Raw genomic sequence first — 15154 nt, 5'->3', positions numbered from 1 at the left:
CAAAAAGCCGGCTTGCTAAGAGCCAAATAGCGCCAATTTCTGCAACTTTAGCGACGCAAGGCCAGATAGCGCCGCAGGCCCTCCTGGGCGTCCGGGCAGTAAGGCTTTTGCTGCGCTTGTTGCAGAACCGTTTCGACGGGCAAAAAGCGCGCTTCCATGACTTCTTCAGGCTGCAGGCAAAGGGGGCCATCCCAGGTCGCCGAATAGGATTTGCACCAGAGCCGGCTGTCGCCATCTTCAAAGTAGAAATGGTCATGCTCGACCAACTCCACTGCGCTCACACCGAGCTCTTCGGCCAGTTCCCGCTGCGCCGAAACAGCATAACTCTCCCCCGCCGCCACCATGCCGCCGGCGGCCGTATCCCAAAAACCGGGGTACAGCGCCTTGCTCAGGGTACGCCGATGCACACACAACTCGCCTTTGGAATTGAACAGGAAGATAAACGTGCAACGGCCGATCAGGCCGCGCTGGCGAAGGTCGGACCGGACCAGGTGACCGAGCAGGTTGTCCCGCTCGTCGACCCAACAGATCAGCTCGGCATCGGAGGCGGCGCGGTGTGCAGCCTCCTTTTGAGTAACGTCCATCATCAACCCTGGTTGAGGAGCTGACGCAAATCGATCACTGCGGCGTTGGCCCGGGAAATGTAATTGGCCATCACCAGCGAATGGTTCGCCAGTACCCCGAAGCCACTGCCGTTAAGAATCATAGGACTCCACACGGGTTCCTGCGAGGCTTCCAGCTCACGAATGATCTGGCGCACGCTGACGGTGGCGTTTTTCTTGGCCAGTACGTCGGCGAAGTCGACTTCGATGGCGCGCAACAGGTGGGACAAAGCCCAGGCCTGGCCACGGGCTTCGTAGAACACGTTGTCGATCTGCATCCATGGGGTTTCCACCACTTCTTCGTCGACCTGCGGCACTTCACCCGGCGCCAGGGCTTCGGTTTTCAGTGCGGTGTTCAGCTTGACCCGGCCCACACTGGCCGACAGGCGTTGCGACAGCGAACCCAGGCGGGTGGCGACATCGCCCAGCCAGTTGTTCAGGTTATCGGCACGCGCATAGAACAGCGCGCCGCGCTGGTTCGGGTCGGACAGGCGCGCTTCATAGCGGCTCAGGGAGTTGATGCCTTCCTGGTACTCCGACTCGCTGGATGGCAGCACCCAGCTCTTGTTATCGAAGTTGAAGCGTGGCTCGGCCTTGGCCAAATCGGCATCTTCGGCCGACTGCGACTGGGAGCGAGCGAAGTCTTTACGCAGGGCGCGGGTCAGGTCGCGCACCTGTACCAGCACCCCGTATTCCCAGCTCGGCATGTTGTCCATCCACAGGCCTGGCGGGAAGCGGTCATTGGAAATATAGCCGCCGGGTTTGTTCAGCAAGGTGCCGACCACGGTCTTGAGGGTTTCGACAGTGGTGTAGCCCACCACCATTTGCTTGCCGTCCTTCTCGGCGGCAATCTGCGCATTCTGCTGGACCGGGAACAGCGCCGGTTCTGCGCTCCAGTACCAGCCCAGCGCCCCGGTGACCAACAGGTACAGGCCAAGCACGCTGAGCAAGGCTCGGCTCATCAGCAGCGTACGCAAATAACCGCGATGGGTTGACTTGGGCTCAGGCGCGGGGCCTTTGGCACTGCCTGCACGGTTTTTCCAGTCCAGCATGGCGATATCCTTTCAATCACTTAAGTTCATGCACTTGAATTGATGGCGTGCGTTCAAACACTCCGACCACAACCCTACCCCATCGTGCCCACCCATGCGGGGCTTTTGATCAAACTGGCGCACGGCACAGGTTCGACTATAAAGGATGCACGCTTTTTAAGCTGAGTGACCGCAAGGTCAATAAATGAATATAGGCCTCGTGCAGTTAATTGACGTATGACACTCATCCGACTCAAAAGAGGTGCTAGCATAGAGCCATCAGTCGACCTCAGCACGCACCTTCACTAGTAGTCAGGATATGACCGAGCCAGAAGACCCTAGCCGTGAGCGTCTCAAGCAACACTTTGCCCAGCGGGTAATTCATCAGGCACGTCAAATTCTTGAGATCTGGCAGCGCCTGCAACGCAGCGAGTGGTCCAGCACCGACCTCACCGAACTCAGCGAAGCCAACCTGCGCCTGCAGCGCTTCGCCGAGCGCTTTGAACAGCCCGAGCACGGCCAGTTGGCCCAACACATCGGCGAGTCGCTCAAGGCGGTGGACGAGAATCGCGGGCGCCTGAGCAGTCACCTGATCACCGAACTCAACCGCCTGATGCAGCGCCTGTCCCGCACCGGACTGCGCCAGGGCGACCAGTTGGAGCAAACCTTCCTGCCGCCGATGCGCAAGCCGATCTACGTGATGCTCGCCGATCACGACCGCGCCGAGCGCCTGGCCAAGCAACTGGAGTTCTTTGGCATGAGCGCCCAGCCCCTGGGCAGCGTGGCGGCATTTCGCGCAGCCATGGTCGAGCGCTTGCCGTCGGCGATTGTGATGGACGTGGATTTCTGCGGCACCGGCCTGGGCCTCAAGCTCGCCGCCGAAGCCCAGGAAGGTCTGGAGCAAAAACTGCCGTTGCTGTTTTTCAGCCTGCATGAAACCGACACGCCAACGCGCCTGGCCGCCGTGCGCGCCGGCGGCCAGGAGTTTCTCACCGGCACGCTGGAAGCCTCCAGCCTGCTGGAGAAAATCGAAGTGCTGACCTGCGTCGCCCAATACGAACCCTACAAGGTGCTGATCATTGACGACTCGCGGGCCCAGGCCCTGCATACCGAGCGCCTGCTCAACAGTGCCGGCATCGTCACCCGCACGCTGATCGAGCCGATCCAGGCCATGGCCGAACTGGCGGACTTTCAGCCCGACCTGATCATTCTCGACATGTATATGCCCGCCTGCACCGGCACCGAACTGGCCAAGGTGATTCGCCATAACGACCGTTATGTGAGCGTGCCGATCATTTACCTGTCGGCTGAAGACGATCTGGACAAGCAATTGGACGCCATGAGCGAAGGCGGCGACGACTTCCTCACCAAGCCGATCAAGCCGCGCCATCTGATCACTACCGTGCGCAACCGCGCGGTGCGCGCGCGCAACCTCAAGGCGCGGATGGTGCGTGACAGCCTGACAGGGTTGTACAACCACACCCACATCCTGCAATTGCTCGAAGACTGCAGCTTCCGCGCACGCCGCGAGAACAAACCGCTGAGTTTTGCCATGCTCGATATCGATCACTTCAAACGGGTCAATGACAGCCATGGCCACCCGATGGGCGACCGTGTGATCAAGAGCCTGGCGCTGTTCCTCAAGCAACGCTTGCGCAAGACCGACTACATTGGCCGCTACGGCGGTGAAGAGTTCGCCATCGTGATGCCCGACACCGACTTGGAATCAGCCTGCAAGGTGCTGGATGAAATCCGCGGACGCTTTGCCGAAATTCATTACCCGGCCCAACCCCAGGACCTGTGGTGCACCTTCAGCGCCGGGCTGGTTGAGCTGTGCGACGGTTCCGACAGCCTGATGATGGCCGCCCAGGCCGACGAGGCCTTGTATCGCGCCAAGAACGGCGGGCGTAACCGTGTACACGCCGCGCGCGCATCAAAGCAAAGTGCCATCTTTTCATCGGAATTCACTGACTCCGTCATAACGCTGTAATAGAAACGCAATAACTTCAGGCGCTTATCCTTGCTGTCGGTTGATATCCCGCATGCGCCTGAAGCTGCTGACCAATCTCAATACCCTTCTTCTGGTGGCTGTGTGCCTGGCGCTTGGCGCGACCCTGTGGTGGTCGCAACGGGCACTGGAACGGCCTTATTTGCTGATGGAGCGCTACCTGAGCCTGTCGCAAACCTTCCAGAACCAAGCTGCGCGCAATATCGACGACTACCTGGCCAGCGGCGACGCCCTGCGCCTGAGCAGCGCCAGCCAAAGCCTGGAAAACCTGCTGCTGCACCTGGATGACCTGCCCGCCGAGATCGCCCAGAACCTGCGCCCCAGCCTGGTCGCCCTGGATACCTTCAGCAAAACCGACCTGCTGGCCGCCGGCAAACTGGCCGGCGACCCCCAGGCGCTGTTGCTGCAAGCCGAGCGCGAACTGGGTGCCAATCTGGAACAGTTGGGCCAGTACGCCATGGGCGTCAATTCCACCGAAGCAGCACGCTACCTGCCGCCGCTGCTGGCCGCCTCCCAACACCTGGGCAAGCTGTCCCTGGCCCGCGACAAGCTGGTCAGCAGCGGGCGCGCGGAACTGGCCGACGACGTGGAGCGCGAAGTCGGCAACATCCGCGGCCAGGCCGACCTGCTGGAACAACTGCCATTGCTGGGCGTGAAGGCCAGCGGCGAATCCAACACGGATGATTTCTCAGCCCTGATGGGCCTGCAAAACAGCGAAAAGGCCGAAGCCCAGGACACCGGCGTCGACCTCAAGCGCGAACTCAACAGCCTGCTGACCCGCTACCCCGCCGAACTCAAGCGCACCCGCGCACAGATCCAGCAACGCGCCGACCTGGCCGCCGGCACCCACCTGAAAATCGTGGCGGTGCAACAGGCCATCGCCGGCCTGGAACCGGTAGTGCGGGCCCAGCACGGGAAGATCCAGGGTGAAGTGCGCCTGATGCAAGGCGTGATGATCGGCCTGATCCTGCTGATTGCGCTGCTGATCGACACCCTGCAGCGGCGCCTGGCACGAGTGCTGACTAATCTGGCCCCGGCGTTGTCGACCTGGGCCGAAGGCGACTTCAATCAGCCGATTGCCCTGGGCAAGACCAACCGCGAACTGCGCGACATCGAGGCCTCGCTCAACCGCTTGCGTGCCTACCTGGTCGATCTGGTAGGCACCATCCGCGGCAATGCCGAGGAGGTTGCCGGCACCAGCCGCGCCCTCTCCGAACTGAGCAGCGGCCTGCACGACGGCGCCGAACGCCAGGCCGGGGACACTGCGCAGATTCGCGATTCACTGGGGGAACTGGAGGCGACTATCCAGCAAGTGGCCGGTGATGCCAGCCAGGCCGCCGGAGCCAGCCGCAGTGCCGGCCAGGCGGTGGAGCAAGGCCAGCGCGTGATCGGCCTGAGCTTGACCGGCCTGCACGCGTTGGTGGGCGAAGTGCAGCAAAATGCACAGATGATCGAGAAACTCGCCGAAGAGTCCGCGACCATCGGCGGCGTACTCACGGTGATCCGCTCGATCGCCGACCAGACCAACCTGCTGGCGCTCAACGCCGCCATCGAAGCCGCCCGCGCCGGTGAGGCCGGCCGTGGGTTTGCCGTGGTCGCCGATGAAGTGCGCTCGCTGGCCCAGCGTACCGCCGGCGCCACCGCCCAGATCCAGGGCCTGATCGCCGGGCTGCAAACCGCCGCCCACCAGTCGGTGGAAGGCATGCGCGCCCAGGTCGAACACGCCGAGGCCACCGCCCAGCAAGCCCAGGCGGCGGATGGGGCGCTGGATGAAATCGTCGAGGCAATCCAGACCATTTCCGCGACCGCCGTGCGCATCGCCGATGTGACGGCGCAGCAAAGCGGTGCCGTGAGTGAGATTCGTGACAACAGCGAGCGGATTCATCAGTTGGGTGAGGATAATTTGCTGCGTATCGGGCAAGGGCGCAGCCAGGGGGAACATCTATTGGTACTGGGTGGGCAGCTCAATACCGCAGTCCAAGCGTTTCGCGTCTGACCCGATCTCCAGCAATCTCAAGACAGTCTCATCAATGACCGGATTCCGGAGCATAGTCACAAATTTCGCGCCATCCTCGCTAATTGTGCCGGCTACTGCATAGAACTGGACAGTCACAAAGGCTTTGCGGCATAGTCGCCGGGTTCTGCCGTACCCACACCAATAACAAGGAACAGCCGATGGCGACCTTACTGGTTCTTCACGGACCCAACCTGAATCTGCTCGGCACCCGCGAACCGGGCGTCTACGGGGCAGTGACCCTGGATCAGATCAACCTCGATCTTGAGCGCAGGGCGCGTGAAGCCGGCCACCATCTGCTCTACCTGCAAAGCAATGCCGAGTACGAACTGATTGATCGCATCCACGCCGCGCGCGGCGAAGGTGTGGACTTTATCCTGATCAATCCCGCCGCTTTTACGCACACAAGCGTTGCATTACGTGACGCGCTGCTGGCGGTGAGCATCCCATTCATCGAAGTGCATTTATCGAACGTGCACAAACGCGAACCTTTCCGCCATCACTCTTACTTCTCCGACGTAGCGGTAGGAGTGATCTGCGGCCTTGGCGCCAGCGGTTACCGACTGGCCCTGGAGGCCGCCCTGGAACAGCTTGAAGAACAGGCCAAGCGCCCCTGACCGACCCTTGGGAGTTGATGATTCATGGATATCCGTAAAGTTAAGAAACTGATCGAACTGCTGGAAGAATCCGGTATCGACGAGCTGGAAATCAAGGAAGGCGAAGAGTCCGTACGGATCAGCCGTCACAGCAAGACCCCGGCCCAACAGTTCTACGCACCGCAGATGCAAGCACCGGCTCCAGCCGCTGCTCCGGCCGCCGCACCTGCTGCCGCCGCAGCGCCTGCCGCACCTGCCGCGCCTGTACTGAACGGCTTCGTGGTCAAATCGCCAATGGTCGGTACCTTCTACCGCACCCCGGCACCGACCTCGCCAGCCTTCGTTGAAGTCGGCGCAACCGTGAAAGTGGGCGACACCATCTGCATCGTCGAAGCGATGAAGATGATGAACCACATCACGGCCGAAAAAGCCGGCGTCATCGAATCCATCCTGGTAGAAAACGGTCAGCCGGTTGAGTACGACCAGCCGCTGTTCACCATCGTTTGAACCGCGGAGCGCCTTCGATGTTGAAACCTGCGAAGAAACTGCAAAAAGTCCTGATCGCCAACCGCGGCGAGATCGCGCTGCGTATCCTGCGCGCCTGTAAGGAAGAGGGCATCAAGACCGTCGCTGTTTACTCGACGGCCGATACCGAATTGATGCACGTGAAACTGGCGGACGAAAGCATCTGCATCGGCCCGCCACTGGCCACGAACTCGTACCTGAAAGTCTCGAACATCATCGCGGCCGCTGAAGTGACCGGCGCTGATGGCATCCACCCGGGCTACGGCTTCCTCGCGGAAAACGCCGACTTCGCCGAACAGGTGGAAAAATCCGGGTTTGCCTTCATCGGCCCGAAAGCCGAAACCATTCGCCTGATGGGCGACAAGGTCTCGGCCAAGGACGCCATGATCGCCGCCGGCGTGCCAACCGTTCCAGGCTCCGACGGCCCTCTGCCCGAAGACGAGGAAACCGCACTGCGCATTGGTCGCGAAGTCGGTTACCCGGTGATCATCAAGGCCGCCGGTGGCGGTGGTGGTCGCGGCATGCGTGTGGTGCACAAGGAAGAAGACCTGATCGAAGCCGCCAAGCAGACCCGCTCCGAAGCGGGCGCCTGGTTCGGCAACCCGATGGTCTACCTGGAAAAATACCTGACCAACCCACGCCACGTTGAGGTGCAGGTACTGTCCGACGGCCAGGGTCACGCCATCCACCTGGGCGACCGCGACTGCTCGCTGCAACGCCGTCACCAGAAAGTGCTGGAAGAAGCGCCGGCCCCCGGCCTGGACGAGAAAGCCCGTCAGGAAGTCCTGGCGCGCTGTGTCAAGGCGTGCATCGACATCAACTACCGTGGCGCCGGTACGTTCGAGTTTCTCTACGAGAACGGCCGTTTCTACTTCATCGAGATGAACACTCGCGTGCAGGTAGAGCACCCGGTATCGGAGATGGTCACCGGTATCGACATCGTCAAGGAGATGCTCAGCATCGCCGCAGGCAACGTGCTGTCCTTCACGCAGGACGACGTGAAGATCCACGGTCACTCCCTGGAGTGCCGGATCAACGCCGAAGACCCGAAAACCTTTATCCCGAGTCCAGGCCTGGTCAAGCATTTCCATGCCCCGGGCGGCAACGGCGTTCGCGTCGATTCGCACCTGTACAGCGGCTACAAGGTTCCGTCCAACTACGACTCACTGATCGGCAAGCTGATCACCTGGGGCGCGACCCGCGACGAGGCCATGGCCCGCATGCGTAACGCCCTGGACGAAATCGTGGTCGACGGCATCAAGACCAACATCCCGCTGCACCGGGACCTGGTTCGTGATGAAGGCTTCTGCGAAGGTGGTGTGAACATTCACTACCTGGAACACAAGCTGGCCAACCAGTAAGTGCTCCACCCAACACAGCCGCCTTCGGGCGGCTTTGTTGTTTCTGCCCTACCCGATTTCCAGACTGTACACAGCCCTCTCCCACATTTGATCTGTGTATGTCGTCTTCTGCCCGCCGCTGGCGTAAACTTGCGCGCTTTCGCAGCCCCTCCCCCTGCTGCACACTCATTTTTTCAAAGGTGCCCGCCATGCCTTGGCTGCAAGTCCGTCTCGCCATCAGCCCAGAACAAGCCGAAACCTACGAAGACGCGTTCCTCGAAGTAGGTGCCGTGTCGGTGACCTTCATGGACGCCGAAGACCAGCCGATCTTCGAACCCGAGCTGAACACCACACCGCTGTGGTCCCACACCCACCTGCTGGCCCTGTTCGAAGACGGCACCGATGCCGACGCCGTGCTGGCCCACATGGAGCTGCTCACCGGCGGCGCGCTGCCGGAGCATCACAGCGAAGTGATCGAAGACCAGGACTGGGAACGCAGCTGGATGGACAACTTCCAGCCCATGCGTTTCGGCCAGCGCCTGTGGATCGTGCCGAGCTGGCATGCCGCGCCCGAACCGGATGCGGTCAACCTGCTGCTGGACCCGGGCCTGGCGTTCGGCACCGGCACCCACCCCACCACCGCACTGTGCCTGGAATGGCTGGACGGCCAGGACCTGAGCGACTGCAACGTACTGGATTTCGGCTGCGGCTCGGGCATCCTGGCCATCGCCGCCCTGCTGCTGGGCGCCAAGCAGGCCGTGGGGACCGATATCGACGTGCAGGCCCTGGAAGCCTCCCGCGACAACGCCGGGCGCAACAACATTCCCGAAGACACATTCCCGCTCTATCTGCCGCAAGCGTTGCCGCAGGTTCAGGCTGACGTACTGGTCGCCAATATTCTCGCCGGCCCACTGGTGTCCCTGGCGCCGCAGCTGTCGAGCCTGGTCAAGCCAGGCGGGCGCCTGGCGTTGTCGGGCATCCTCGCAGAGCAAGGTGAAGAGGTCGCCGCCGCCTACGCCCAGGATTTCGACCTGGACCCGATCGCAAACCGCGATGGCTGGGTACGCATCAGCGGGCGTCGGCGCTAGAATGAGCGCTTGCCTGAATCGGATGGCCGCATGACCGACAGTTTCGTCACCCAGTGCCCGCATTGCCAAACCCGCTTTCGCGTCAGCCACGCCCAGTTGCGCGTGGCCCGCGGCGCGGTGCGCTGCGGTTCGTGCCTGCAAGTGTTCAACGCCGCACGCCAGTTGCTGGAGCAGCGCGCCCACGCGCCCGCGCCGGCACCTGAGCAGCCGAGTGCCGCTGAACCCGCCGCCGATGCGCCGCGCGCCATCAGCCAGAAGCAGTGGACCGCCGAAGAGCTGGAGCTGGACAACCTGGACCTGGACAAAGAGCTGGCCAAGCTGGAGCGTCGCGAGATTCAGCACGCGCTGCCCATCGGCGCGGAACGTCGTCAGCCTGGCGCCGACCGTCGGCAGAAGGAAGAGCCCCTCAGCGCCAGCCGTGAAACCGTTAAAGCCGAAGAAGAAAAGTGGGCTTCCAGCCTGTTCAGCGAACCGCCGCAAGAGCGTGCCCTGGCAGACGAAGACACGCCCGAAGAGGCCGCAGAACCGACGAAAGCCCCTGCGACCAAACAGCGCGCCGAGCCGTCCATGTCGCTGCTCACCGACACTATCGATGACGAACCGCCGCTGCGCTCCCTCCCGGATGACGACGATCTCGACCCGCCGCTCAGGCCCGCCGCCAACGCAGCGGACGAACCACAAGAGCGTGCCGAACCTCGTCGCAAACGAATCCGCTCCCCGGCAAGCGCCCACGACGACCTGCTTCAGGACCTGGAAGACGACCCGCTGCACCTGTATGCGCAAAAACGCCCGTCGAGCCTGGGCCGCCGCCTGACCTGGATGCTGCTGGTGCTGCTCGCCGCCGCCGGTCTGGCGGGCCAGTACATCGCCTACCAGTTCGACGACCTGGCCCGCCAGGACGCCTACCGTCCCTGGTTCATGCAACTGTGCCCCATCCTGGGCTGCACAGTGCCATCGCGGGTCGATATCGCCCATATCAAGAGCAGTAACCTGGTGGTGCGCAGCCACCCGGAGTTCGCCGGCGCGTTGGTGGTGGATGCGATCATCTATAACCGCGCGACGTTTTCCCAGCCATTCCCCCTGCTGGAGCTGCGCTTTGCCGACCTCAACGGCAACCTGATAGCCAGTCGTCGCTTCAAGCCCGCTGAATACCTCAGTGGGGAACTGGCGGGCGTAAGCGAGATGCCATCACAGACGCCCATCCATATCTCCCTGGACATCCTCGACCCAGGTAACAAAGCCGTGAATTACAGCCTGAGCTTCCATTCGCCCGAGTGAATCGGCTCAGACAACGAAGCTTGACGGTGGATTATTGACGAGGAACCGCGCAACCAAACCGTTGGCGATAAAGAATTAACTGTTCAGATTTTATCCAATTCAGCCTTTATCCAGTCATCGAGAGCGGGTATCATGCCAACCCTTTTTCGAACTCTAATGATCCGGCCCCACAACAGGGAAGTCCTATGTCGGCGGTACGCATCGGCCCATATACATTGCACAATGGCTTGATTCTCGCCCCGATGGCGGGCGTCACCGACCAGCCCTTTCGTCAGCTCTGCAAACGTTTGGGCGCGGGTCTTGTAGTCTCGGAAATGGTCACCAGCGACATGAGCTTGTGGAACACCCGCAAATCGCGGATGCGCATGATCCACGAAGGTGATCCCGAGCCACGCTCGGTACAGATCGCCGGCGGTGATGCGCAAATGCTGGCGGATGCGGCCCGGGCCAACGTGGAGCTGGGCGCACAGATCATTGATATCAACATGGGCTGCCCGGCCAAGAAGGTCTGCAACAAGGCCGCCGGTTCCGCGCTGTTGAAAGATGAGCAGTTGGTCGCCGAGATCCTGCAGGCCGTTGTCGCCGCGGTGGATGTGCCGGTGACCCTGAAGATTCGTACCGGCTGGGACCGGGAGAACAAGAATGGCCTGACGGTGGCGAAGATCGCCGAGCAGGCGGGCATTACAGCGCTGGCAGTGCATGGCCGCACCCGCGCCGATCTGTACACCGGTGAAGCCGAGTACGACACCATTGCCGCGATCAAGCAGGCCGTGTCGATGCCGGTATTTGCCAATGGCGACATCGACTCAGCCGAGAAAGCCCGGCGCGTGCTGCACGCAACCGGTGCCGATGGCGTGTTGATTGGCCGGGCCGCCCAGGGGCGGCCATGGATTTTTCGTGAGATCGAACACTTTCTGCGTACCGGCGAGGTCCTGCCGGCACCGGAACTGGTCGAGGTGGAACGTATTCTGCTAGAGCATCTGGCTGCACTTCACACCTTCTATGGAGATGTGATGGGCGTGCGCATTGCTCGCAAGCATGTGGGTTGGTACCTCGCAACCCTGCCGGGCGCCAGGGAATTTCGCGCCAGATTCAATCGTTTGGATGAAACGCAAGCACAGGTCACCGCCGTTCGTGAGTTCTTTGCCGAACGAGACAAGAGCCTGAGAGCAGGGGACGGAAAAGGGGTGGCCGCATGACGATGATGACCGAGACTTTAGTGAGTGGAACAGCACCCGTGAGCGACAACGTCAATTTGAAACAGCACCTCAACACGCCGAGCGAAGAAGGTCAGACCCTTCGCGGGAGTGTCGAGAAGGCGCTGCACAATTATTTCGCCCACCTTGAGGGTGCTTCCGTCACGGACGTATACAACCTGGTGCTCTCCGAAGTCGAGGCACCGTTGCTCGAGAGCGTGATGAACTACGTCAAGGGCAACCAGACCAAAGCCAGTGAGCTGCTGGGCCTCAACCGTGGCACCTTGCGCAAAAAGCTCAAGCAATACGATTTGCTGTAAGCATTCAATCCAACCAGAAAGGCGCCCGCGTAAAACCGGTCGCCTTTTTTGCTGACTCCTTTGCTTTTGATGGAAATTGAAATGACCGACCAGACCACCCGCCTGCCGATCCGCCGCGCCTTGATCAGTGTCTCCGACAAGACCGGCATCCTCGAATTTGCTCGGGGCTTGCAGCTCCTTGGCGTGGAAATCCTCTCCACCGGCGGGACCTTCAAACTGCTGCAGGACAACGGCGTGGCCGCAGTGGAAGTGGCGGACTACACCGGTTTCGCAGAAATGATGGACGGTCGGGTCAAGACCCTGCACCCGAAAATCCACGGCGGCATCCTCGGCCGTCGCGGTATCGACGACGCCATCATGGCCGAACACGGTATCAAGCCGATCGACCTGGTGGCCGTTAACCTGTACCCGTTCGAAGCCACCATCAACAAGCCAGGCTGCGACCTGCCGACCGCCATCGAAAACATCGATATCGGCGGCCCGACCATGGTGCGCTCGGCAGCCAAGAACCACAAAGACGTGGCCATCGTGGTCAACGCCAGCGACTACGCCCAGGTGCTGGAAAGCCTGAAGGCCGGTGGCCTGACCTACGCCCAGCGTTTCGACCTGATGCTCAAGGCATTCGAACACACCGCCGCCTACGACGGCATGATCGCCAACTACATGGGCACCGTGAACCAGGCCGCCGAGACCCTCGGCACAGAAGGCCGCAGCCAGTTCCCGCGCACCTTCAACAGCCAGTTCATCAAGGCCCAGGAAATGCGCTACGGCGAGAACCCGCACCAGAGCGCGGCGTTCTACGTGGAAGCCAAGCCGGCCGAAGTGGGCATCGCCACCGCGACCCAACTGCAAGGCAAGGAACTGTCCTACAACAACGTGGCCGACACCGACGCCGCGCTGGAATGCGTCAAGAGCTTCGTCAAACCCGCCTGCGTGATCGTCAAGCATGCCAACCCCTGCGGCGTGGCCGTCAGCCCGGACGCTGAAGGCGGCATTCGCCAGGCCTACGAACTGGCCTACGCCACCGACACCGAGTCGGCGTTCGGCGGCATCATTGCCTTCAACCGCGAACTGGACGCCGAGACGGCCAAAGCCATCGTCGACCGTCAGTTCGTGGAAGTGATCATCGCCCCTTCCGTGAGTGAAGAAGCGCGCGCCATTGTTGCCGCAAAAGCCAACGTGCGCCTGCTGGCCTGCGGCGAGTGGTCGGCCGAGCGTGCCGCAGCCTGGGACTACAAGCGCGTCAATGGCGGCTTGCTGGTACAGAGCCGCGATATCGGCATGATCAGCAGCGCTGACCTGAAGGTCGTGACCAAACGCGCCCCGACCGAGCAGGAGATCAACGACCTGATCTTCGCCTGGAAAGTAGCCAAGTACGTTAAATCCAACGCCATCGTCTACGCCAAGAACCGCCAGACCATCGGTGTCGGCGCCGGCCAGATGAGCCGCGTGAACTCGGCGCGTATCGCCGCGATCAAGGCTGAGCACGCCGGTCTGCAGGTAGCGGGTTCGGTGATGGCGTCCGACGCGTTCTTCCCGTTCCGCGATGGTCTGGACAATGCCGCGAAAGCAGGCGTGACTGCAGTGATCCAACCGGGCGGTTCGATGCGTGATGCAGAAGTGATTGCCGCGGCGGATGAGGCCGGCATTGCCATGGTCTTCACCGGCATGCGCCACTTCCGTCACTAAACAGCACCGTTTCCCGACTGTAGGAGCGAGCGTGCTCGCGAAAAACTCAAAAACGCCACGGGGTGTCAGGTTTCCCCCGTTATCGTTGACGACCTTCGCGAGCAAGCTCGCTCCTACAGGGAAGCACAGCGTTTCTCAGAGGTTTTTGAAATGAATGTTTTGATCATTGGCAGCGGTGGCCGTGAACACGCCCTGGCCTGGAAAGTAGCCCAGGACCCGCGCGTCCAGAAAGTCTTCGTCGCCCCCGGCAATGCCGGTACCGCCATTGAAGCCAAGTGCGAAAACGTCGCCATCGACGTATTGGCCCTGGAGCAGCTTGCCGATTTCGCCGAGAAAAACGTCTCCCTGACCATCGTCGGCCCGGAAGTGCCGCTGGTGGCTGGCGTCGTGGACCTGTTCCGCAGCCGTGGCCTGGATTGCTTCGGCCCAACCGCCGGCGCCGCCCAGCTGGAAGGTTCGAAAGCCTTCACCAAGGACTTCCTGGCGCGCCACAAGATCCCGACCGCCGACTACCAGAACTTCACCGAGATCGAACCGGCCCTGGCTTACCTGCGTGAAAAAGGCGCACCGATCGTGATCAAGGCCGATGGCCTGGCCGCAGGCAAAGGCGTGATCGTCGCGATGACCCTGCAGGAAGCCGAAGACGCGGTACGCGACATGCTCGCCGGCAATGCTTTCGGTGATGCCGGTTCGCGCGTGGTCATCGAGGAATTCCTCGACGGCGAAGAAGCCAGCTTTATCGTGATGGTCGACGGCAAGAACGTGCTGCCAATGGCCACCAGCCAGGACCATAAGCGCGTCGGCGACGGCGACACCGGCCCGAACACCGGCGGCATGGGGGCTTACTCCCCTGCCCCGGTGGTCACCAGCGACGTGCACCAGCGCGTCATGGACCTGGTGATCTGGCCAACCGTGCGCGGTATGGCCGCCGAAGGCAATGTGTACACCGGCTTCCTGTACGCGGGCCTGATGATCGACAAGGCCGGCAACCCGAAAGTCATTGAGTTCAACTGCCGCTTCGGCGACCCGGAAACCCAACCGGTGATGCTGCGCCTGCAATCGAGCCTGGTGCTGCTGGTCGAAGCCGCCCTGGCCCAGGCCCTGGACAAGGTTGAAGCACAGTGGGACCCACGCCCGAGCGTCGGTATTGTGCTGGCCGCTGGTGGCTACCCTGCCGACTACGCCAAGGGCGATGTGATTGAAGGCCTCGACGCGGCTGCTACGTTGGAAGGCAAGGTGTTCCACGCGGGCACCGCGCTCAAGGATGGCAAAGTGGTGACTGCCGGTGGCCGCGTGTTGTGCGCTACCGCGATGGGTTCCAGTGTCGACGCCGCCCAACAACAGGCGTACAAGCTGGCGGCGAACATCGACTGGAAGGGCTGCTTCTACCGCACGGACATCGGCTACCGCGCCATTGCCCGTGAACGCGGCGAAACCCAGTAAAACGAGCTATCCGTTCGGTTAGGC

At 61.8% G+C, this 15154-nt stretch carries 12 protein-coding genes and 1 pseudogene; 11 read left to right on the top strand and 2 right to left on the bottom strand.

Annotated features, from left to right (window positions below):
* Positions 1-47: 47 nt before the first annotated feature.
* A complete protein-coding gene (locus tag AB4O05_RS07930; RefSeq protein ID WP_460131772.1) occupies positions 48-584 on the bottom strand; it encodes an NUDIX hydrolase in 537 nt (178 codons plus the stop codon).
* Between the two features lie 2 nt (positions 585-586).
* Positions 587-1654 carry a DUF2333 family protein gene (locus tag AB4O05_RS07925; protein ID WP_460131773.1) on the bottom strand — a complete coding sequence of 356 codons (1068 nt, stop codon included), beginning with the start codon at positions 1652-1654 and terminating at the stop codon, positions 587-589.
* Between the two features lie 298 nt (positions 1655-1952).
* On the opposite strand from AB4O05_RS07925, the gene AB4O05_RS07920 reads away from it, so the two are divergent.
* From AB4O05_RS07920 to purD, 11 genes and pseudogenes are all read left to right on the top strand, one after another.
* Positions 1953-3623: a diguanylate cyclase gene (locus AB4O05_RS07920; protein WP_460131775.1), complete on the top strand. Its 1671-nt coding sequence runs from the start codon at positions 1953-1955 to the stop codon at positions 3621-3623.
* A 1498-nt stretch (positions 3624-5121) separates the two neighbouring features.
* Positions 5122-5637: pseudogene (locus AB4O05_RS07915) on the top strand (methyl-accepting chemotaxis protein); the annotation flags it as partial.
* A 179-nt stretch (positions 5638-5816) separates the two neighbouring features.
* The gene (aroQ, locus tag AB4O05_RS07910; protein ID WP_003171482.1) at positions 5817-6272 is read left to right on the top strand and encodes a type II 3-dehydroquinate dehydratase; all 456 of its coding nucleotides are present in this window, start codon (positions 5817-5819) and stop codon (positions 6270-6272) included.
* Between the two features lie 24 nt (positions 6273-6296).
* Positions 6297-6758, top strand: a complete 462-nt coding sequence (accB, locus tag AB4O05_RS07905) for an acetyl-CoA carboxylase biotin carboxyl carrier protein (RefSeq protein ID WP_122718896.1) — start codon at positions 6297-6299, stop codon at positions 6756-6758.
* A gap of 17 nt (positions 6759-6775) precedes the next feature.
* The gene (gene accC, locus AB4O05_RS07900; protein WP_460131776.1) at positions 6776-8137 is read left to right on the top strand and encodes an acetyl-CoA carboxylase biotin carboxylase subunit; all 1362 of its coding nucleotides are present in this window, start codon (positions 6776-6778) and stop codon (positions 8135-8137) included.
* A 188-nt stretch (positions 8138-8325) separates the two neighbouring features.
* Positions 8326-9204, top strand: coding sequence for a 50S ribosomal protein L11 methyltransferase (prmA, locus tag AB4O05_RS07895; protein WP_460131777.1), 879 nt, complete (start codon positions 8326-8328; stop codon positions 9202-9204).
* Positions 9205-9234: 30 nt separating this feature from the next.
* Positions 9235-10482, top strand: coding sequence for a DUF3426 domain-containing protein (locus AB4O05_RS07890; RefSeq protein ID WP_460131779.1), 1248 nt, complete (start codon positions 9235-9237; stop codon positions 10480-10482).
* Between the two features lie 185 nt (positions 10483-10667).
* Positions 10668-11681, top strand: a complete 1014-nt coding sequence (gene dusB, locus AB4O05_RS07885) for a tRNA dihydrouridine synthase DusB (RefSeq protein ID WP_460131781.1) — start codon at positions 10668-10670, stop codon at positions 11679-11681.
* Positions 11678-11998: a DNA-binding transcriptional regulator Fis gene (gene fis, locus AB4O05_RS07880; protein ID WP_003221275.1), complete on the top strand. Its 321-nt coding sequence runs from the start codon at positions 11678-11680 to the stop codon at positions 11996-11998. Before dusB ends, fis begins: the two co-directional genes overlap by 4 nt.
* Positions 11999-12079: 81 nt before the next feature.
* The gene (purH, locus tag AB4O05_RS07875; RefSeq protein WP_460131782.1) at positions 12080-13687 is read left to right on the top strand and encodes a bifunctional phosphoribosylaminoimidazolecarboxamide formyltransferase/IMP cyclohydrolase; all 1608 of its coding nucleotides are present in this window, start codon (positions 12080-12082) and stop codon (positions 13685-13687) included.
* A 150-nt stretch (positions 13688-13837) separates the two neighbouring features.
* Positions 13838-15130 (top strand): phosphoribosylamine--glycine ligase, encoded by a 1293-nt coding sequence (gene purD, locus AB4O05_RS07870; protein ID WP_460131784.1) that lies wholly within the window; start codon positions 13838-13840, stop codon positions 15128-15130.
* Positions 15131-15154 lie beyond the last annotated feature (24 nt).

The organism is Pseudomonas sp. S1_G07 (assembly GCF_054668565.1).
The sequence above is the reverse complement of the archived record's forward strand: the minus strand, read 5'-3'. Positions and strand labels throughout refer to the sequence as shown.